We start from the raw sequence: 19,287 nt of genomic DNA, 5'->3' as shown, positions 1-19,287 counted from the left end.
GACAGATGAACACTGAGATCGAGGTCGGCATCGCCCTCAACGACGACTTCCTCGAGGCGGACCCGGCCCGACGGCGCCAGCTCTTGGCCAGCATGGAGGCCGCGGGCCTCGACCATCTCACTGTTGGTGACCACATCAGCTTCCATGGCGGGCAGGGCTTCGACGGATTCGTCGCGGCCACCGCCGCGCTCGCCACCAGCGACACCCTCAACGTGTTGATGGGCGTCTACCTGCTCGGCCTGCGTCATCCCCTCGCGACTGCGAGGCAACTGGCCACGCTGAGCCAGATCGCTCCGGGACGGCTGACCCTCGGGGTCGGTGTCGGAGGCGAGGACCGGAGCGAGGTGGCAAACATGGGCATCGATCCTGCGACCCGCGGCCGTCGCGTCGACGAGAACCTCGCGGTGCTCCGTGCGATCGCCAGCGGTGTGAAGGTCGACCATGACGGCGAGTTCTACTCGTTCCAGGGATCGAGCGTGCTTCCGGCGCCGAACCCCCGGGTCCCGATCGTGATCGGAGGCGGTGGCGACGTCGCCGTGCGCCGGACCGTCGAGCACGGCGACGGCTGGCTCGGCATGTGGTGCTCGGCGCGTCGCTATGCCGCGACCCACCAGCAGATCCTCGACGGCTTCGCCGAGCGCGACCAGTCCGGTCCCTCCTTCGCCGGCCTGAACATCTGGGTCGGGCTCGGTTCGGATGGCGATCGGGCCCGCGCTGGTCTCGGTGAGTCGATGTCCACGCTCTACAACCTCCCTCCGGAGAAGTTCCAGCACATCGCACCGGCCGGCACCGCCGACGACGTCGCTGACTTCGTTGCGTCGTACGTCGAGGCCGGAGCCCGGACGATCACGTTGATCCCCGTGGCCGACTCGGCCGACGAGGCGATCGAGCTCTCCGGCCAGGTCCGCGACCGGCTGCTTTCGCTCACCCCGGTTTCATGAAGGCCGTCGTCCAGGAGGCGTACGGCGCGCCTGAGGTGCTCGGGCTCGCCGATCGCCCCGACCCCCAGGCCCGCTCGGGCTGGACGGTCGTCGAGCTGCGTGCCGCAGCACTCAACTGGCACGACGTACTCGTGCGTCAGGGCAAGTACTCCTCCCCGCTGCCGCACACGCCGGGCGCGGACGGTGCCGGTGTGGACCTGATCACCGGCGAGGACGTCGTGGTCCTGCCCTCTCTCTTCTGGGGCACTGACGAGTCGGCACCTGGCCGCCAGTGGGAGATCCTCGGCGACCACCGGCCCGGCACCTACGCCGAGCGCGTCGCCGTCCCCAACGAGTGCGTCGCGCCGAAGCCTGCCGGCTTCAGCTGGGCTGAGGCGGCCGCACTGCCACTGGTCGGACTGACCACCTACCGGGCTCTGTTCTCCCGCGCGCGGTTGCAGGCGGGCGAGAGCCTGCTCGTGCTCGGCGCCGGAGGGGGCGTCGCGACGAGTGCCGTGATGCTCGGCTCCCCCGTCGGTGCACGGGTCGTGGTCACCTCCTCGGCCGACGCGAAGATCGAGCAGTCCTGCTCGCTCGGCGCTTCCGGCGGTGTCCGGTACGACGGCGCGGGCTCGCTGTCGTGGCCCGAGGACGCCCGCGAGGTCAACGGGGGCAAGGGATTCGACGTCGTCCTCGACTCGGTCGGCGCCTGGCCGGAGGCGATCCGGGCGCTGCGGCCCGGCGGCCGCCTGGTTGTTCTCGGCGCCAACCGCTCGGACCAGGCCACGATCGACGTCCGCCCCTTCTACTTCGGGCAGTACGACCTGCTCGGCACCACGATGGGCAGCCCGCGCGACTTCGCCGGCCTGCTGGACCTGATGGCCCGGTACGACGTACCACCGCCGGTCATCGACCGCGCCTTTTCCCTGGACCGTGCGGCCGACGCCCACGCCCACCTCGAGTCCGGTGCCGGTTTCGGCAAGGTCGTTCTCGAGATCTGATTCGTCGATGTTGCAAGGAGCACCCATGAGCCTGGTTCGCCACGAGGTCGACGAACGCGGAGTCGCCTTCCTGACCCTGGACTCGCCCGAGACCCGCAATGCACTGAGCGATGCCCTGCTCGACGAGCTGATTGCTGCGCTCGAGAACGTCAGGGACGACGAAGCAGTCAGGGTGGTCGTCCTCGGTTCCTCCCACGAACGCATCTTCTCCGCCGGCGGGGACCTCAAGGCCTTCGCCAGCGATGCGCCGACGATCTCGAAGTACGCCGGGCTCGATCGCTTCCCTCGTCTGTACGCGCTGATCGGCGGGCTGGGCAAGCCGGTCATCTGCGCCGCCGGCGGCGATGTTCTTGCGGGGTCCTTCGGACTGGCCCTGGCCTGCGACCTGGTCATCGCGAAGGAGGGGGTGAAGTTCGGTTGCCCCGAGATCAACGTCGGGGTCTTCCCGTTCATGATCTCCGCGCTGATCTATCGCAACGTCCCGCGGATGCGGGCCAACCAGCTGATGATGCTCGGCGAGTCGATCGACGCCCGTGAGGCCGAGCGCCTCGACATCGTCAACGCCGTCGTCCCTGCCGGGGACTTCGAGGCGACGGTGCGGGACTGGGCGCACCGCCTGGCTGCGAAGTCGCCGTTGCTCATGCGTCTGGGCAAGGACGCGATCGACGCCACCCGCGACATGACGCTGGACAGTGCCCTCTCGGCGTTGCAGTCCCAGCTCGCGCTCGCCTTCACGACCGAGGACATCAAGGAGGGCGTCACGGCCTTCCGCGAGAAGCGCGCACCCGAGTGGAGGATGCGATGAGCATCGCGACCGACGTCGCTTCCCGGACCGGGTCGCGCGACCCCGGCCGCTGGTACGTCACCACGGCCTACGTCAGCCAGACCTTCGTAGAGGGCGAGCTCGTGACGCGGCCCTCCGCCGTGGTGCATGCCAAGGAGATGGGCACGGCGACCACCGCATGTGGGCTGTGGTCCTACTCATGGCGCAAGATGCTGGACCTGCCCTTCCCGCTGCCGGTGGGTGCGGCACCGGGCGCGAAGTCGTGCCCGGCATGTCTGGCAAAAGTGATCGAGGAGTGGTGATGGACGAGAAGATCCTGCTGGTGGACGGCGCACGGACGCCGGTCGGCAGCTTCGGTGGAGTGTTCAAGGACGTCCCGGGCTTCGAGCTCGGTGCGACGGCCAGCCGTGCGGCCCTCGAGCGCTCCGGCGTGGCCGCCGCGGACGTCCAGGAGGTCGTGATGGGCTGCATCGGCCAGGTCGGTCCCGATGCCTACAACGCCCGGAGGGTCGCCGTCGCGGCAGGCCTTCCGAAGAACATCCCGGCCTACACCGTCAACCGTCTGTGCGGCTCGGGCCTCCAGGCGATCTGGTCTGCCGCGATGGAGATGCGCTGGAACGGCCTCGACATCGCGCTGGCCGGTGGCGACGAGTCGATGACCCGGATGCCGTTCTACGACTTCGGCGCGCGGTCGGGCTACAAGCTCGGGGACCGCTCGCTGGTGGACGGCACCGTCATGATGCTCACCGACCCGTTCCAGGGCATCCACATGGGCATCACCGCCGAGAACGTCGCCGCGAAGTACGGCGTCACTCGCGCCGAGCAGGACGAGTTCGCGCTCGAGTCGCAGCGCCGCGCTGCCACGGCGGAGGCCAGGGCCGTCTTCGCCGAGGAGATCGTGCCGGTCGAGGTGGGCGGTCGCAAGCCGTTCACGGTCACCGACGACGAGCACCCCAAGCCAGCCACGACGCTGGAGACCCTGGCCGGTCTTCGTCCTGCGTTCCAGAAGGACGGCACCGTCACCGCGGGCAACGCCTCCGGCATCAATGACGGCGCTGCCGCCGTGGTGCTGGCCAGCGAGTCCGCCGTCGCCGAGAGGGGACTGACGCCGCTGGTGGCCCTCGAGGCCGTCACCACAGCGGCGATGGAGCCCGAGCTGATGGGCTACGCCCCGGTCCTCGCACTGCAGTCACTGTTCGAGAAGACGGGCACCACGCCGAAGGACATCGGCATCATCGAGCTCAACGAGGCGTTCGCCTCCCAAGCCGTTGCCGTCGCTCGGGACGCCGGTCTCTCCGCAGAACAGGTCAACCCCTACGGCGGTGCGATCGCCCTCGGTCACGCCGTCGGCGCGACCGGCGCGATCCTGTCGCTGCGGGTCGCCAAGGACCTGGCACGCCGCGACCTCGAGCTCGGCATCGTGACCATGTGCATCGGTGGCGGCCAGGCGCTCGCTGCGCTCTTCCGTCGGGTCTGACACCGGGTCTGGCACCGGGTCTGGCACCGGGTCCGACACCGGGTCCGACCGCGGGTCCGACTCCGCGTCGGTCGACGGTTCCGGACCCCGGAACGGCCGGTTCACCGGGGCTCCCGCAGGCGGCAGCCTGAGGGAGCCACCCGGTCGCACCGGGTCGGCCCGACCCGAGGAGAACGACGTGACCACGACTTCCTTCCGCGCCGAGCACGATGCGGCGCTCTCCGCCGAGGCCGAGCGGTTCCTGTACGAGGAAGCCGATCTCCTCGACGACTGGCGGCTTCCGGAGTGGCTGGAGCTGTTCCTTCCCGAGGGGCAGTACCTGGTGCCGTCCACGGACCTGCCCGATGGCGACCCCGGCCGCGACCTGTTCCTCGTGCAGGACGACCGGTTCCTCCTCGAGCAGCGGATCGGCTCGTTGATGAAACGGTCCGCCCACGCGGAGTACCCGCACTCCCGCACCCGCCGGATGATCAGCAACGTCGTGGCCGGCGCCGATGCCGAGGGACGCATCCACATCCGTGCCAACTTCGCGGTCTTCCGGATGCGCAACGGCGCGTTCGACACCTACGTCGGTTGCTACCGGCATGTGCTGGAGCGCAATGAGGACGGTGCCCTGCGCTACCTCGTCCGCCGTGCGGTCCTCGACCTCGCCGCACTCCGCCCCCACGGCAAGGTCAGCATCATCCTGTGAACCGGCTGCAGGGCAAGGCCGCGATCGTCACCGGCGCCAGCCCCAACATCGGTGGCACCCTTGCGGCCGGTCTCGCCGCCGAGGGCGCCGCGGTCCTGTGCACCGACCTGTCCGAGGAGGTGGCAGCAGCTGCTGCCCGTCGCATCATCGAGGCCGGGGGTGACGCGCTCCACCTCGCTGGCGATGTCACCGATCCGGCGCATGCGGAGGCCGCGGTGGCGTTGGCCGTCGAACGCTGGGGAGGCATCGACGTGCTGGTGAACAACGCCGTCTTCTTCCAGCAGCAGGGCGTCCTCGACATGCCGTACGACGCCTTCCGGCGCCAGCTCGACGTGATCCTGGGTGGGTCCTTCCTCTTCACCCGGGCCGTCGGCCGCTCGATGATCGAGCAGCAGCGCGAGGGCAGCATCATCAACGTGCTGTCCACCGCCGCCTGGCAGGGCCAGCCGGGCAATGTGGGCTACTCCACCGGCAAGAGCGGTCTGATCAACTTCACCCGGTCCACGGCGATGGAGCTGGCGCAGCACGGCATCCGGGTCAACGGGTTCACCCCGACGGCGACCGCGCCCACCGACCCGGAGGCGCGCAAGGCGATGGAGACGTTGCTCGCCCGCCCGTCGTCGTACCGCAACGACTTCGCGGCGCAGCTGCCCCTCGGTCGTCTGCCCACCCCCGACGACTACGTCGGTGCCGTCGTCTATCTCGCATCCGACGAGTCGGCGATGGTCACCGGAACCAACATCACCGTGGACGCGGGAGCGACGGCCAAGTACTGGCCGTGGATCCCGCACCCCACTGACTGAGCGAGGGGCGACATACATGTCCGACGTGATCCTGATCCAGCCGACGCACATCGAGCTGGCGGCCGGTGTGCCCGCACTCGAGGTCCGGCTGGGTGGCACCCAGCGCGGGTTGATCGTGCTGCTGATCGATGAGCAGACGCCGGAGGTGGAGGCCGTCGAGGCCATGAACACCTTCGCCATGGAGGGCTTCGAGTCGCTCGCGCTCACCGCCGCCGCCGATGCCGGGCAACGGGCCAGGACCTGGGCCGGCGCGGCCGGTTGGGGGCCCGAGCAGGTCGGGGTCGTCGGGATCGGAGCGGGTGCCACGCTGGCACTCGACCTGGCCCGGAGCCGGGCGTTCGGTGCCGCAGTCAGCATCTCCCCGGCGCCCGATGTGGCCGCTGTCGCGGCCAGTCCTGCACTGCGCACTCCGTGGCTCGGGCTGTTCGGTGCCGAGACGAAGGACCTCTCGGCGGCCGAGATCGACCGCCTTCGGCAGGTGCTCGACGACGGCTCCGACGTCTTCAGCCAGGTGGTCACCTACCCACGGGTGGGTGCCGACTTCCACCGTCGCACCGAGGACGGCATCAGCTTCTCGGCGTCGTACGACGGCTGGCAGCGGACGGTCGAGTGGTTGCTCGCGCGCGTCGCGTCCCGGCTCACGCCTCTGGCGGTCCAGTGGCGGGAGCAGCACCCCCTCGCTGGCTGAGAAGCCACGGACCATCCGAACGTGCACTGAGCACGAAGGCCGCCCCGCAGTTCTGCGGGGCGGCCTTCGCATTCGGTCATCCGGTCAGGAGGTGGGTGTCGCCACCGCGGTGCGTTCCAGTCGGCGGGCGGTGAAGGTGTCCTCCAGTGGGGCCTTCTTCTCCTCGGGCAGCTTCTCGCCGGTCACGATCTCGTTCCAGCGCCGCCACCAGGTGCGCATCTGGAGCTCGTCGGTCGTGTTGCACACGTCCTTGTTCATGCCGCGGGAGATGTCGGACCAGGCCAGTTCACGCGAGGCGCCGTACCCGACCTGGCAGGTCTCAAGTGCCTCCACGTCGTCGGGGGAGGCCAGGCCACCGGGTCCCCAGAACGTCAGGAAGTTGTCGAGCCGCTGCTTGCGCAGCTCGTCGCCCTCCTCTGGCGGGGCGAGCTCCCAGGCGGTGACCTCCATGTAGTCCTGGCTGATCGGGTCGATCTTGCGGACCACGACACCCATCACCAGGTCGATGATGACGAGGTTCGGGAAGATCACCAGGTTGCGGTTGCCCTGCATCCGGTCGACCCACCCGTCGCCGTACAGCTCACGGAAGTGTTCGAAGCGGGCGTCGCGCTCGGCCGCGCCGTCCTCCGACAGCGGGCGACCGAAGAGGCCCTCGGTCGCGGGAGCACCGGCGACCACGGCGTGGCCGTTGCCGAGGTCGATGCCGCGGGAGTCGCCCAGCGCGCTGGGGTCGAGGCTGCCACGGGCGGCCAGCACCATCTCGAAGTACCGCTGGTGGGTGGAGACGGCGTGGTAGCCGTCGAAGCTGTTCTCCACCAGCAGCTTCCAGTTCGCCTTGATGGAGTACTCGTGAGTTCCCTCGAGGACCTCCATGCCCTGCTCGGACTGGTCGCAGACGAGATCGATGTACTCAGTGGCACCGGCGAGATGAGTCTTCAGGTCGACGACATCGGGGTCGAAGCTGATGAACACGAAGCCGCGGTACGAGTCGACCTTCGCCGGTGAGGCCAGGCCGGGCCGAGGGAAGTCGGGGCCGTACGACGCATCGCCGGGCATCGAGACCATCTCGCCGGCAGTGCTGAAGCTCCAGCCGTGATAGAAGCAGGTCAGGAAGCGGGCGTTGCCCTTGTCCTCGCGACACAACATCGCGCCGCGGTGGGGGCACGAGTTGATCCAGACCTTGATCTCGCCCTTTGCGTCACGCGCGAAGATCAACGGCCGACCGGCGACGGAGCGCGTCTTGTAGTCGTTCTTCTTCCTCAGCTCTGTCTCGTGACCGATGTAGAGCCAGGTGTGATTGAAGATCTTGTCGCGTTCGAGTGCGAAGACCTCGGGATCGACCATGGTCGCGCGGTTCACCTGGAAGCGCGGCGTCTCACGGTCGTCGTTCACGTAGGCGGACACGGGCGACTCCTTTGTCTCTGAGAGTGGGTTGCGATCACCGTGCAGCAACCTCCGCAGCGGGGCATCGCGTGGTTCCGGACGCCGGAACGGGCCGTGGTGACGGGAGCGTCCGCTGACGACAGTGGGAGTCCAGAAACGACAAGGAGCGCCCGATGGAGAGTGCACAGATGGTCGAGCGACGCTTCGCGTGCAACGAAGGCGACCTGGCGCCGGGCGAGTCGATGACCGTCCCGGTCGAGGGTCCCGGCACGGTCGCGGTCGCGGTCTACCTCACCGAGGAGGGCGCGTATTTCGCGACCGCCGACACCTGCACGCACGAGGACTGGTCCCTGGGCGAGGACAGCGATCTGGAGGGCAATGAGATCGTCTGCCCGCTCCACATGGCGCGCTTCGACATCCGGTCCGGTGAAGCCCTCTGCTTCCCAGCGACGATCGCGCTGGCGACCTTCGAGGTCGTCGTCGATGCCGGCAAGGTCTACGTGCTCGGATGACCAGGATCGTGGTGGTCGGTGGATCGACCGGCGGCGTCCGTTCCGTCCAGGCACTGCGCCGGGCTGGGCATGACGGAGATCTGGTCCTGGTCTCGGACGAGCAGCACCTGCCGTATGACCGCCCGCCGTTGTCGAAGGACCTCCTGGGCCTCGACAGTGTGGGCGATCCCGTCCCGCTGCTCGGTCAGGACGAGGTGGACGCGCTCCAGGTGGACCTGAGGCTCGGCACGCGTGCGGTCGGGCTTGACCCCGCCGCCAGGTCACTCATCCTGGAACGGGCGGGCGAGGTCGAGCAGATCTCGTACGACGTGCTGGTGATCGCCACGGGCGTCGACGCCCGCCGCCTCGCCGGGACCGCCGACATCGCGGGGGTGCACGTGATCCGCCGCCTCGAGGACGCCCGTGCGTTGCGGTCCTCGATGGGTCCGGGCCGCCGCGCGGTCGTCGTCGGAGCGGGATTCATCGGCGCCGAGTTCGCCTCGGCAGCGGCCGACCACGAGATGGCGGTGACCCTCGTCGAGGCACAGTCCGTCCCGCTCGCCCACATCCTCGGACCCGAGGTCGGGGCCGAGGTCGCCTCTGTCCACGTCGCGCACGGTGCAGATCTCCTGACCGATCGGACCGTCGCATCGATCGAGTCCGTCGACGGTCGAGTGAACGGCGTTCGACTCGACGACGGCACCGACCTCCCGGCCGACATCGTGGTCGTCGGGATCGGAGCGTCGCCCGCCACCAGCTGGCTCGAGCACTCGGGTCTTCCCGTGGACCACGGCATCGACTGCGATGAGGACCTCCAGGTGCTCGGGTTTCCCGGTGTGTACGCCGTCGGTGACATCGCGCGATGGCCGCACCCGGCGTACGACGCGCCGATCAGGGTCGAGCACTGGACGAGCGCGGGCGACCAGGCACAGGTGATGGCAGCGCACGTCGTCGGTCGACCTCGCCCCAAGCCCGTCCTGCCCTACGTGTGGTCGGACCAGTACGGCCATCGCATCCAGATCGTCGGCCGGCCCTCGGAAGGCGAGGCCAGCACGCTGCACGGCTCCATGGCGACCGGCGATCTCGTCGCGCTCTACGCCGCTCCGGACGGACGGCTCGTCGGCGCGCTCGTCGTCGACGATCCCCGCCTGTTGATGAGGTTGCGCAAGGCGATCTCGGCCGGCACCCCTGCCAGTGAGGCCGCGCAGTTGCTGGCGGCCACGGTCTGAACCCCCACCACCACCGAACAGGAGACATCGACGTGGCCGACGTACTTGGAGTGGGTCTGACCCACTACCCGCCGCTCGCGGGAGCCGATGAGCACATGGCGAACCTGCTCAAGAGCGCCCTCAAGGATCCCGACATCCCCGAGGAGTTCAAGGACCGCTCCACGTGGAGTGATCTGGCTCAGCACGAGTGGGGTGAGGACGGCGGCACCGCGGCGGCGGCTGCTCACCGCGCCCGCCTGCTCGAGGACATGAGGATCTGTCGGGAGGCCATCGACGAGTTCGAGCCCGACGTTCTCCTCGTCTGGGGCGACGACCAGTACGAGAACTTCCGCGAGGAGGTCATCCCTTCCTTCTGCGTGCTGGCCTACGACGACACTGTCGTGGAGCCGTTCGGTGTGCTCACCCAGAAGCTCAAGGTGCCCAATGTGTGGGGGTTGCCGAGTGACACCACCTTCACCATGAAGGGCGACCCGCAGTTCGCCAAGCAGGTCACCATCGACGTGCTCAACGACGGCGTCGACGTTGCCTACTCCTACGAGCCGCGCAGCGGCATCTACTTCCCTCATGCCTTCGGCAACACGCAGCTGTTCCTCGACTACGACAACGTCGGTGCGAGGTTCCACTATCCGATCGTGCCGCTGGCGGTGAACTGCTACGGCGAGCACGTCATCGCACGCAAGGGCGGCATCGCGCGCTTCGCCGAGATCAACGCAGGCGAACAGCTCGACCCGCCGGGGCCCAGCCCGAAGCGATGCTTCGAGTTCGGCCGCGCCGTCGGCCGGTCCGTCGCCGCCAGCGGAAAGCGCGTCGCCCTCGTCGCCTCCTCGAGCTGGTCGCACGCCTTCCTGCACGACGCCGGCTGGCACCTGCGACCCGACACGGAGTCGGACCAGGCCCTCTGGGACGCCATGATCGCGGGGGACTACGACACCTGGAACGCCCGCACCTCCCGCGAGATCGTCGATGCCGGCCAGCACGAGATGCTCAACTGGTTCTGCCTTCTCGGTGCGATGTCCGAGCTCGGCATGGAACTGACCTGGTCCGACTGGGTCGTCACCGAGATCTTCAACTCGAACAAGGCCTTCGCGCTCTTCCGGTGAGCCCACGCGCTGGGTGAGGTGCGCGCGCAGGGAGCCTGCCCGCACCTCACCGGTGGCGGAGCGTCAGATCTCGCGGGGGAACCAGTGCTCGCGTCCCTCGGCGAGCCCGCAGTCGACGTCCTCGGCGATCCGGCGTGCGGTCATGCCCAGGGCCTGCTCGGCGCGGGGCGGCAGCTCGGTGCCGCTCTCGAAGCCGAGGGAGACGGCGCCGATCGCGAAGCCGTTGAGCAGGACCGGCGAGGCGATGCACGTGAGTCCGGGTTGCGCTTCGCCGTCCTCCCGGGCGACGCCGCTGTCACGGACGGCACGCAGCTCGTCGATCAGTGTGGTCACGTCGGTCACCGAGCGCGCCGTCATCCGCGGCATCGGGTTGGGCAGGAAGGCGGCCAGGTCCTCGAAGTTCTCGTGGGCCAGGAGCGCCTTGCCGATGGCCGTGCAGTTGGCGGGGAGTCGACCGCCGATGCTGGTGATCGACGCGGGGGAGTCGCGCGTCGAGAGCTTCTCGAGGTAGACGACGTCGAACTGGCGGAGCACCGCGAAGTGCACGGTCGCACCGCTCCACCGGTGCAGCTGGCTGAGGTGGGGAAGTCCCAGGTCGCGCATGTAGCCGGCGGGGGTACCCGCACCGAGCTGGAGGAGTCCGAGCCCGATCTTGTAGCCCGAGCGGTGGTGCTCGACGGCCCCGAGCTCGACGAGCCGTGCCAGCAGCCGGTGGACCGTCGACTTGGGGAGGTCCGCTGCACGGGAGAGCTCACTGAGCGTCATCACCCGTTCGTGCGGGTTGAAGGCGCGGAGCAGGTCGAATGCCTTGGTGAGGATGCTCGGAGGCTCGGTGGCGGGGGCGACCTGCGTGGTCTGCTCTGCTTGTTCGGGATCCGACATCGCCTGTTGGGTCACGAGCCCACCCCCTTGGTCCAACCATTTGCCGTGAGGTCCGTCACTCTACCCCCGAACCAGGTCGTCGGGGAGGCCTGCGTTCCGGCCGCCGGAAATCCCCGCTGCCGGATCCGCGCGACAGGGGCACCGTGGTGGGATGGACGCGGGGGACCTCACGGGCGGAGTGGATCTGCATGCCCACTGGATGGGCGCCGATGTGTTCGCTGCCCACGAGAGCCCCGGCGACTGGCCGCGGCTGGTCGTCGACTCGGCCGAGTGCGGCCGGATCATGATCGGCGACCGCTCGTTCCGGGAGGTCCGCCGATCACTCTGGGACGTCGGCGCCCGCCTGCGCGATCTCGACGCTGCTGGCCTGGACCTCCAGGTGATCTCGCCCGTTCCGGTCACCTTCCCCTACGTCGGGGACGCTGGCGCTGCTGCCGGGTACGCCGCCGCGACGAATGCCTCGATCGCACGCGCCGTCGCGGACTCTGGCGGTCGACTGGCTGGTCTCGGCACGGTTCCACTGCCGCACCTGCGTGAATCGGTCGACATCCTCGAGTCGGTGATGGCCGGGTCGGTGCCCCTCGTCGGTGTCGAGATCGGTGCCCGGATCGGGAACCTCGAGCTCGACGACCCGCGACTGCTCCCCTTCTTCGAGGCGGCCGAGGCGCTCGACGCCGTCGTCTTCGTGCATCCCTCCGACGGAGGGGCCGGTGCGGTGCGCCGATCCGGGCAGCCCTACGACTTCGGGCTCGGCATGCACACCGACACCGCGCTGGCCGCCGGTGCCCTGGTCTTCGGTGGAGTGCTGGAGCGATTCCCCGGACTCCGGGTGGTGCTTGCGCATGGCTGCGGCGGCTTCGCGTGGTCGTACCCGCGGCTGCGTCTGGGGGCTGAGCTGCTCCAAGGGCGTGACCCGGCAGAGATCGACGAGCGGGTGCGTTCGCTGTACGTCGACACCCTCGTCCTCGACGCCGAGCACCTGCGGCTCCTGGTGCACCGGTTCGGTGCCGCGCGACTCGTGCTCGGCACCGATCACCCGTTCTTCCCGGACCAGACGGCCGGGGTGCGTGACCTGCTCGCCGGGGCCGAGGACGACGGCGTCCTGGCTGCGGGCGCGGCAAGACAGGTCTTCCGCGGCAATGGCCTCGACCTCCTCCGCCGTTCACCGGTGTCGACGTGAATGTCCCGACGACCACCGAGGTGGCGGTCGTGGGCGCGAGCCTCGCGGGTCTCACGACAGCCCTCGGTCTGGCCCGGGCCGGAGTGGCGGTGACGCTGGTGGACACGGCGGCACCACCGAGGCTGACCTGGACCGCGGTGCACCACTGGGCCGTCCTCCCGTTGCTGGACGAGTTGGGCGTCCTGGACCGGGCACTGCTGGAAGGAGAGGCGACAGCTCAGTGGGGGCTGCGTGTGCTGGCGACGGGCGAGCGGTTCTCGTTCGACCTCCGTGAGCTGGGCCCGGACGTCCGGCTGCCCTTCAACCTGCGTCTCGAGCCTGCCGTGCTGCGCGGGATCCTGCGCGAAGCGCTGCGAACCTGTCCCACCGCCGAGATCGTCGAGGACGCCCGCCTCGCCGACCTCCGCCAGCACCCGGACAGCGCCGAGCTGCTGCTCGACGGTGGCGGCGACACGTCCGTGCGGGCGCGTTGGGTGATCGGGGCCGACGGCCCTGCCAGCGAGGTACGACGCCGGGCCGGCCTGGCGTTCGAGGGAATGACGTGGACCGAGCGCTGCGTGGTCGCCCTGGTGCAGCACGACTTCGCCGCGACGGGTTACACCGACACCACCTTCCAGATCGACGGCCGATGGGGTGCCGTGGTCGAACGTGCCGGGCACCATCGCTGGCGCTACCTCTTCCAGGAGTCGCTGTCCCGCGGGGAGGGCGAGTCGAGGGAGCGGATCGCCGAGGTGTTGCACGCGGTGACGGGCGAGCACCCGGCGGTCGTCGACTGGACTGCGTCCCGGATGCACCAGCGCAGCGCGACGTCGTACCGCAACGGACGGGTGGTGCTGGTCGGTGACGCCGCGCACCTCACCCACCCGATGACCGGACACACCTCTCTGTCGGGGTGGTCCGACGCAGCCACCCTCGTCCCTGCGCTGCTGGAGGAGCGAGCCGGTGGTGCCGACGGTGCCATCACCCGGTGGGCCGACTGGCGACGCCGCCACTTCCTCGACGACGCGGCCCCCGCCAGCCTGGGCCGCAGGAACCTGGTGGCGCAGATCCGGGACGCGCGTCGCCTGGAGATCGAGCTGGACGTGTTCCGGCAGGCGAGGGTGGATCCGGTCCGGCGACGAGAGATGTTGCTCGCGGAGCGGGATGCCCTGGTCCCCGCTCGTCCGGGGCCGATGCCTTTCTAGCCGCTGGAACCGCTCGTTGTGACCGTCTCCCTGCGTGCCTAGCGTCGGCGGCGTGACCACGACATCTGCCACCCAGCCGGCCTCCGACGCTGCTCGCGGCGCCTTCATCGACGTCCGCGGAACGTCCACTCACTACCACGATCTCGGTGAGGGTACGCCCGTGCTCTTCCTGCACGGATCCGGCCCCGGCGTGTCCGCCTGGGCGAACTGGCAGCACGCGCTGCCCGTCGTCGGGCGGACCGCTCGCGCCCTGGCGCTGGACATCGTCGGGTTCGGTCACACCGAGCGTCCGGCCGACGTGCGCTACTCCTTGCGGACGTGGACCGACCACGTCTGGGGATTCCTCGACGCCCTCGGGCTGGACCGCGTCTCCATCGTGGGGAACTCACTCGGAGGCCGTATCGCCCTCCAGATGGCCGAGGACGACCAGGACCGTCTGGACAGGCTGGTCCTGATGGGATCGCCGGGCGTGGGCATGACGCTCACCGACGGCCTCAAGGCGCTGCGCGCGTACGAGCCGTCGCCCGACAACATGCGCGACCTCCTGCGCGGCCACTTCGCAGTCGATCCGTCGTTGATCAGCGACGAGCTCGTCCAGATCCGCTACGAGGCCAGCGCTGCGCCGGGAGCGCACGAGGCCTATCAGTTGATGTTCTTCCATCCGGACCACGCCGGCAGCGAGCTCGCGATCACCGAGGAACAGGTGCGCGCGGTCACTCGCCCGAGCCTGCTCGTCCACGGTCGTGAGGACAGCATCGTCCCGGTCGACATCGCCCTGACCATGCTGCGCCTCCTGCCCGATGCCGACCTGCACGTCTTCGCGCGCTGCGGTCACTGGACCCAGATCGAGCGGGCTGCCGACTTCAACGACGTCATCGGGCAGTTCCTCGGCCTGGGGAGGTGACCTCGTCGTGACCTCGACTGCCCCGGCCACCGATCGCTTCCGTGAGTCCCGTGACCAGCTCCTGGCCTGGCGGGGTGATCACGAGGGCGCCGTAGCGGGCTTCGTCTTCCCCGACACCGGTCCGCAGTGGAACTGGGCGCACGACTGGTTCGACGTCATCGCCCGTGGCGAGGACCGCGATGCCCTGGTGGTGCTGTCCGAGAACGGTTCGCGCACGGCCGTCTCCTTCGACGACATGGCGACACGCTCCAACCGGGTCGCGCACTGGTTGGCCGCCCACGGCGTACGCCGTGGCGACCCGGTCCTGGTCATGCTCGGCAACCAGGTCGAGCTGTGGGAGGTGATGCTCGGCGTGATCAAGCTCGGCGCGGTGCTGGTCCCGACCGCGATGGCCGCAGGACCGGCCGACCTGCGTGACCGCCTGCTCCGCACCGGTGCGCGGGCCGTGGTCTGCAACGCCGTCGATGCCGCGAAGTTCGACGAGGTTCCGGGGGACTACCTGCGGATCCTGGTCGGGGAGCGGTCTGGCTGGCTCTCGCTCACTGGTGCCGACGAGATGGCGGGCGTCGACCTGCCACACCCGGGCACCGCGCCAGGGGACCCGCTGTTGCTCTACTTCACGAGTGGCACCACGTCGCGACCCAAGCTCGTCCAGCACACCCAGGCTTCCTACCCGGTCGGGCACCTGTCCACGATGTACTGGATCGGCCTACGTCCCGGCGACGTCCACCTGAACATCTCCTCGCCGGGCTGGGCGAAGCATGCGTGGTCCTGCTTCTTCGCGCCGTGGAACGCCGAGGCGACGATCGTCGTGTACGACTACCAGCGCTTCGACGCGGCCTCGCTGCTCGGTCGCCTGGACAGCGAAGGCGTCACGTCCTTCTGTGCCCCACCGACGGTGTGGCGCATGCTGATCAACGCCGAGCTCGGCTCCAAGCCTGCGGCGTTGCGGGAGCTCGTCGGCGCCGGAGAGCCGCTCAATCCCGAGGTCATCGCGCAGGTCGACAAGCACTGGGGCTTGACCATCCGGGACGGTTTCGGCCAGACCGAGACCACCTGCCAGATCGGCAACACACCGGGTGCGCCGGTGAAGCCGGGCTCGATGGGACGGCCACTGCCGGGCATCCCCAGCGTTCTCGTCGACCCGATCAGCGGTGAGCTGGTCGAGGGCGTCGGCGAGGGCGAGATCTGCCTCGATCTGTCGGTCGCTCCGCTCGCGCTGATGACCGGCTACCAGGGCGACGAGGAGCGCAACGCCGAGGCCATGGCCGGCGGTTTCTATCACACCGGCGACGTCGCCTCCCGTGACGAGGACGGCTACATCACCTACATCGGACGCACCGACGACGTCTTCAAGGCCTCGGACTACAAGATCTCCCCGTTCGAGCTCGAGAGCGTCCTGATCGAGCACCCCGCCGTCGCCGAGGCGGCCGTCGTGCCCGCCCCCGATCCGGTTCGGCTCGCCGTGCCGAAGGCCTACATTGCGCTCGCTCCGGGACACGAGCCGACGAGGGAGACCGCGTTCGCGATCCTTCAGCACGCACGCGAGGGTCTCGCTCCCTACCTCCGGGTACGGCGCGTGGAGTTCTACGAACTGCCGAAGACCATCTCCGGCAAGATCCGCCGCGTCGAGTTGCGGTCGAGGGAGACCGACAACGCCACGCGCCGGATCGCCCAGGAATGGCGGGACGAGGACTTCCCCGAGCTCAGGAACGTGACGCCGGCGTCGTGAGGACCGAGGTCCTCACGAGGCCTCGCGCGGTCGCCACCAGGGAGCACGCACACAGGACGGCCACGGCCCCCAGGCTCCAGCCGTAGTCCAGCCACGGGCGGACGGCGGCGAGAACGACCGGCAGTGCGAAACCGACGTAGGTCAAGGCGTAGAACACACCGGTGAGGCCCGGAAGGGCTTCGGCAGCAGCGATCCGTCGAACTTCCACCAGTCCGGCGACGATCGTGATGCCGTACGCCGTCCCGAGAACGAGTGCTGCCACGATCGCCAGGGCCAGGGATCGCGCCCAGACCTCGAGCGCGACGACCAGGACCCCGACGGTCATGAGAGCGATGCCGACCAGGGCCTCGCGGCCGCCGGTGAGCCGGCCCAGTGCCGGCACCCAGCGCTGGACCAGCGCACCGGAGCCGAGGGTGAGCACGGTGAGGAGGGTCGCGAAGGCGACGCCGAGTTCGCCTGTCCGCTCCTGAACCAGTTCCGGCACGATCGCATAGGCGAGCCCGGCCGAGGCGAACACCCACGGGGCGGTCGGCACGACCACCCACAGGAACCGTGAACGTGCCGATCTCGGGAGCCTCAGGTCGATGCGGACTCTCCCGGAGGCCGACGGTGCACGTGTCTCCGGCGCTCGCCTCAACGCCAGCGCGGCCGCCGCGACGAGTCCGAGGTGCACGGCGTACGGCAGGACCCTCGGTGCCGGCGCCCACTGCGAGAGGATGCCCGCCACTCCCGCGCCGATTCCGAAGCCGAGGGTCAAGGTCCCTGCGGCCCGACGAGCGGCCGTCCCAGAGGGCGCGCCCGGTCCGGTCAGCTCGTCGATCCATGCGGTGCCCACCACCATGGCCACGGCGACCGCGAGACCCGCCAGCAGTCGACCCACCGACAAGGCGAAGGGCGAGCTCGCACCGAGCGCCAGTACGACACTCGACGACGCGGCGAGTGCGAGGCCGACCTGGGTGCTGCGGGCCCTTCCCCACCGTGCGCTCAGCGGCCCGACGACCTGGAAGCCCGGTACCAGGCCGACGACGTACATCGCGAGGAACAGGTTGACCGTCGCTGCGGAGTAGCCCTCGAGCTCGCGGTACATCGTGAGCAGAGGCGTGAACTGGTTGCCACCCCAGGCGAGGACGAAGACGGCGGGCGCCGTCCAGCGCCAGCGCCGGTCGTCCGGGGTAGCGGTCCTCGTCATGGGGTCACTGTGGTCGAACGCGGGGGCGCGAGCACTGGGCCTTTCGACTGGCCGGAACCTCAGATGCCGCGGAAGAGGTTGATCTTGTCGATGTGCTGGGCGCGGAGCTCGGCGTTCTTGACGCCGAGGCCCTCTTCGGGGGACAGGCACAGGACGCNCTCAGATGCCGCGGAAGAGGTTGATCTTGTCGATGTGCTGGGCGCGGAGCTCGGCGTTCTTGACGCCGAGGCCCTCTTCGGGGGACAGGCACAGGACGCCGACCTTGCCCTGGTGCTTGTTGTGGTGGACGTCGAGGGAGGCCTGTCCGGTGTCCTCGAGCTTGTAGGTGCGCGAGAGGGTGGGGTGGATCTTGGCCTGGGCGATGAGGCGGTTGGCCTCCCAGGACTCGCGGTAGTTCGCGAAGTGGCTGGAGATGATCTTCTTGAGGTTCATCCACAGGTAGCGGTTGTCGTACTCGTGCATGAAGCCGGTGGTCGAGGCGCAGGTGGTGATGGTGCCGCCCTTGCGGGTGACGTAGACGGAGGCGCCGAAGGTCTCGCGGCCGGGGTGCTCGAAGACGATGTCGATGTCCTCGCCGCCGGTGAGCTCGCGGATGGCCTTGCCGAAGCGCTGCCACTCCTTGGGGTTCTGCTTGGTGCCCTCGTCGTTCCAGAACTTGGGGGCGAGCTCGGAGCGGTTGATGACCATCTCGGCGCCCATGTTGCGCACGATCTGGGCCTTCTCCTCGTTGGAGACGACGCAGACGGGGTTGGCGCCGCCGTTGAGGGCGTACTGGGTCGCGAAGCCGCCGAGGCCGCCGGAGGCGCCCCAGATCAGGACGTTGTCGCCCTGCTTCATGTTGCCGCCGTTCTTGGAGACGAGCTGGCGGTAGGCGGTGCAGTTGACCAGGCCGGGGGAGGCGGCTTCTTCCCAGGTGAGGTGCTCGGGCTTGGGCATGAGCTGGTTGGCCTTGACCATCGCGACGTCGGCGAGGCCACCGAAGTTGGTCTCGAAGCCCCAGATGCGCTGGGAGGGGTCCATCATCGTGTCGCTGTGGCCGTCGGGTGCTTCGAGCTCGACGGAGAGGCAGTGGGCCACGACGCGGTCGCCGGGCTTCCACTTGGTCACGCCGGCGCCGACGGCCAGCACGACGCCGGACAGGTCGGAGCCCACGATGTGGTAGTCGAGGTTGTGGCGGGCGCCGAGGTCGGACTCGCGGCCGTAGCGCTCGAGGAAGCCGAAGGTGGAGACGGGCTCGAAGATCGAGGTCCACACGGTGTTGTAGTTGATCGCGGAGGCCATGACGGCCACGAAGGCCTCGCCGGGGCCGAGCTCGGGGAGCGGGACCTGGTCGATGTGCAGGGACTTGCGGGGGTCCTTGTCGCGGGACTCCACGCCCTCGAACATGTCGACCTCGTCCTTGTGGACGGTCACGGCCCGGTAGGACTCGGGAAGGTCGAGGTTGGCGAAGTCCACCGAAGAGGCATCGCCGGACTCGGCGGCCTGGATGGCATCGAGGATGTGCTGCACGGTCGTCGTCTCCCTAGGAAGGCTTGCGGGACGTGCCCGTTGGGGCACACGGGGTGGCAATACGGCCGGGCCGAAGATTACCCATCGGTAACCCTCTCGGGGCCGGTTCGTGACAGGCGTCTCATTCACGGCGCGTCCAC

Annotated in this window: 19 protein-coding genes; 15 read left to right on the top strand and 4 right to left on the bottom strand. The window is 69.3% G+C overall.

Translation table 11 applies throughout. The features are described from left to right. The first annotated feature begins 5 nt into the window (after nucleotides 1-5). From ASE01_RS14725 to ASE01_RS14690, 8 genes are all read left to right on the top strand, one after another. A complete protein-coding gene (locus tag ASE01_RS14725; RefSeq protein ID WP_056753429.1) occupies nucleotides 6-941 on the top strand; it encodes an LLM class flavin-dependent oxidoreductase in 936 nt (311 codons plus the stop codon). Next, the gene (locus ASE01_RS14720; protein ID WP_056753427.1) at nucleotides 938-1,921 is read left to right on the top strand and encodes a zinc-binding dehydrogenase; all 984 of its coding nucleotides are present in this window, start codon (nucleotides 938-940) and stop codon (nucleotides 1,919-1,921) included. The genes ASE01_RS14725 and ASE01_RS14720 overlap by 4 nt, the downstream gene beginning before the upstream one ends. 25 nt (nucleotides 1,922-1,946) lie before the next feature. Beyond that, a complete protein-coding gene (locus ASE01_RS14715; protein ID WP_056753424.1) occupies nucleotides 1,947-2,726 on the top strand; it encodes an enoyl-CoA hydratase/isomerase family protein in 780 nt (259 codons plus the stop codon). After that, a complete protein-coding gene (locus tag ASE01_RS14710) occupies nucleotides 2,723-3,007 on the top strand; it encodes a hypothetical protein (RefSeq protein ID WP_056753421.1) in 285 nt (94 codons plus the stop codon). Before ASE01_RS14715 ends, ASE01_RS14710 begins: the two co-directional genes overlap by 4 nt. Then, nucleotides 3,007-4,182: a thiolase family protein gene (locus tag ASE01_RS14705; RefSeq protein ID WP_056753418.1), complete on the top strand. Its 1,176-nt coding sequence runs from the start codon at nucleotides 3,007-3,009 to the stop codon at nucleotides 4,180-4,182. Before ASE01_RS14710 ends, ASE01_RS14705 begins: the two co-directional genes overlap by 1 nt. 178 nt (nucleotides 4,183-4,360) lie before the next feature. Beyond that, a complete protein-coding gene (locus ASE01_RS14700; protein ID WP_056754763.1) occupies nucleotides 4,361-4,873 on the top strand; it encodes an aromatic-ring-hydroxylating dioxygenase subunit beta in 513 nt (170 codons plus the stop codon). Continuing rightward, entirely contained in the window at nucleotides 4,870-5,676 is an 807-nt protein-coding gene (locus ASE01_RS14695) for an SDR family NAD(P)-dependent oxidoreductase (RefSeq protein WP_056753415.1), read from the top strand. The genes ASE01_RS14700 and ASE01_RS14695 overlap by 4 nt, the downstream gene beginning before the upstream one ends. A gap of 16 nt (nucleotides 5,677-5,692) precedes the next feature. After that, nucleotides 5,693-6,364 carry a dienelactone hydrolase family protein gene (locus ASE01_RS14690; RefSeq protein ID WP_056753412.1) on the top strand — a complete coding sequence of 224 codons (672 nt, stop codon included), beginning with the start codon at nucleotides 5,693-5,695 and terminating at the stop codon, nucleotides 6,362-6,364. Between the two features lie 84 nt (nucleotides 6,365-6,448). On the opposite strand, the gene ASE01_RS14685 is transcribed toward ASE01_RS14690, so the two are convergent. After that, nucleotides 6,449-7,768, bottom strand: coding sequence for an aromatic ring-hydroxylating oxygenase subunit alpha (locus ASE01_RS14685; RefSeq protein ID WP_056753409.1), 1,320 nt, complete (start codon nucleotides 7,766-7,768; stop codon nucleotides 6,449-6,451). 152 nt (nucleotides 7,769-7,920) lie between these two features. Between ASE01_RS14685 and ASE01_RS14680 the strand changes: the two genes are divergently transcribed. From ASE01_RS14680 to ASE01_RS14670, 3 genes are read left to right on the top strand one after another with little or no spacing between them, the layout of a single operon-like run. Further along, nucleotides 7,921-8,259: a non-heme iron oxygenase ferredoxin subunit gene (locus ASE01_RS14680; RefSeq protein WP_056753406.1), complete on the top strand. Its 339-nt coding sequence runs from the start codon at nucleotides 7,921-7,923 to the stop codon at nucleotides 8,257-8,259. Continuing rightward, entirely contained in the window at nucleotides 8,256-9,467 is a 1,212-nt protein-coding gene (locus ASE01_RS14675) for an NAD(P)/FAD-dependent oxidoreductase (protein ID WP_056753404.1), read from the top strand. The genes ASE01_RS14680 and ASE01_RS14675 overlap by 4 nt, the downstream gene beginning before the upstream one ends. A gap of 32 nt (nucleotides 9,468-9,499) precedes the next feature. Next, entirely contained in the window at nucleotides 9,500-10,567 is a 1,068-nt protein-coding gene (locus tag ASE01_RS14670; RefSeq protein ID WP_056753401.1) for an extradiol ring-cleavage dioxygenase, read from the top strand. Between the two features lie 63 nt (nucleotides 10,568-10,630). Here ASE01_RS14670 and ASE01_RS14665 read toward each other — a convergent pair whose 3' ends face one another. Beyond that, complete coding sequence (locus tag ASE01_RS14665; RefSeq protein ID WP_200958855.1) at nucleotides 10,631-11,464, bottom strand: IclR family transcriptional regulator; 834 nt, start codon at nucleotides 11,462-11,464, stop codon at nucleotides 10,631-10,633. 136 nt (nucleotides 11,465-11,600) lie between these two features. Here ASE01_RS14665 and ASE01_RS14660 point away from each other — a divergent pair, with 136 nt between their 5' ends. Genes ASE01_RS14660 through ASE01_RS14645 form a run of 4 tightly spaced genes read left to right on the top strand, consistent with a single transcriptional unit; the run spans nucleotide 11,601 to nucleotide 16,449 of the window. Beyond that, nucleotides 11,601-12,629, top strand: a complete 1,029-nt coding sequence (locus tag ASE01_RS14660) for an amidohydrolase family protein (protein ID WP_082606071.1) — start codon at nucleotides 11,601-11,603, stop codon at nucleotides 12,627-12,629. Next, entirely contained in the window at nucleotides 12,626-13,813 is a 1,188-nt protein-coding gene (locus ASE01_RS14655) for an FAD-dependent oxidoreductase (RefSeq protein WP_056753391.1), read from the top strand. Before ASE01_RS14660 ends, ASE01_RS14655 begins: the two co-directional genes overlap by 4 nt. Nucleotides 13,814-13,865: 52 nt before the next feature. Continuing rightward, nucleotides 13,866-14,717 (top strand): alpha/beta fold hydrolase, encoded by an 852-nt coding sequence (locus ASE01_RS14650; RefSeq protein ID WP_056753388.1) that lies wholly within the window; start codon nucleotides 13,866-13,868, stop codon nucleotides 14,715-14,717. A 7-nt stretch (nucleotides 14,718-14,724) separates the two neighbouring features. Beyond that, the gene (locus ASE01_RS14645; protein ID WP_056753385.1) at nucleotides 14,725-16,449 is read left to right on the top strand and encodes an AMP-binding protein; all 1,725 of its coding nucleotides are present in this window, start codon (nucleotides 14,725-14,727) and stop codon (nucleotides 16,447-16,449) included. Here the strand turns inward: ASE01_RS14645 and ASE01_RS14640 are convergent. Together ASE01_RS14640 and ccrA are read right to left on the bottom strand one after the other, a co-directional pair. After that, nucleotides 16,424-17,638, bottom strand: coding sequence for an MFS transporter (locus tag ASE01_RS14640; protein ID WP_056753382.1), 1,215 nt, complete (start codon nucleotides 17,636-17,638; stop codon nucleotides 16,424-16,426). The genes ASE01_RS14645 and ASE01_RS14640 overlap by 26 nt on opposite strands. Nucleotides 17,639-17,797: 159 nt before the next feature. Next, a complete protein-coding gene (gene ccrA / locus ASE01_RS14635) occupies nucleotides 17,798-19,147 on the bottom strand; it encodes a crotonyl-CoA carboxylase/reductase (RefSeq protein ID WP_056753379.1) in 1,350 nt (449 codons plus the stop codon). Nucleotides 19,148-19,287 lie beyond the last annotated feature (140 nt).

This window comes from Nocardioides sp. Root190, from assembly GCF_001428565.1.
GTDB lineage: Bacteria > Actinomycetota > Actinomycetes > Propionibacteriales > Nocardioidaceae > Nocardioides.
This window is presented reverse-complemented; position numbering and strand designations above follow the sequence as displayed.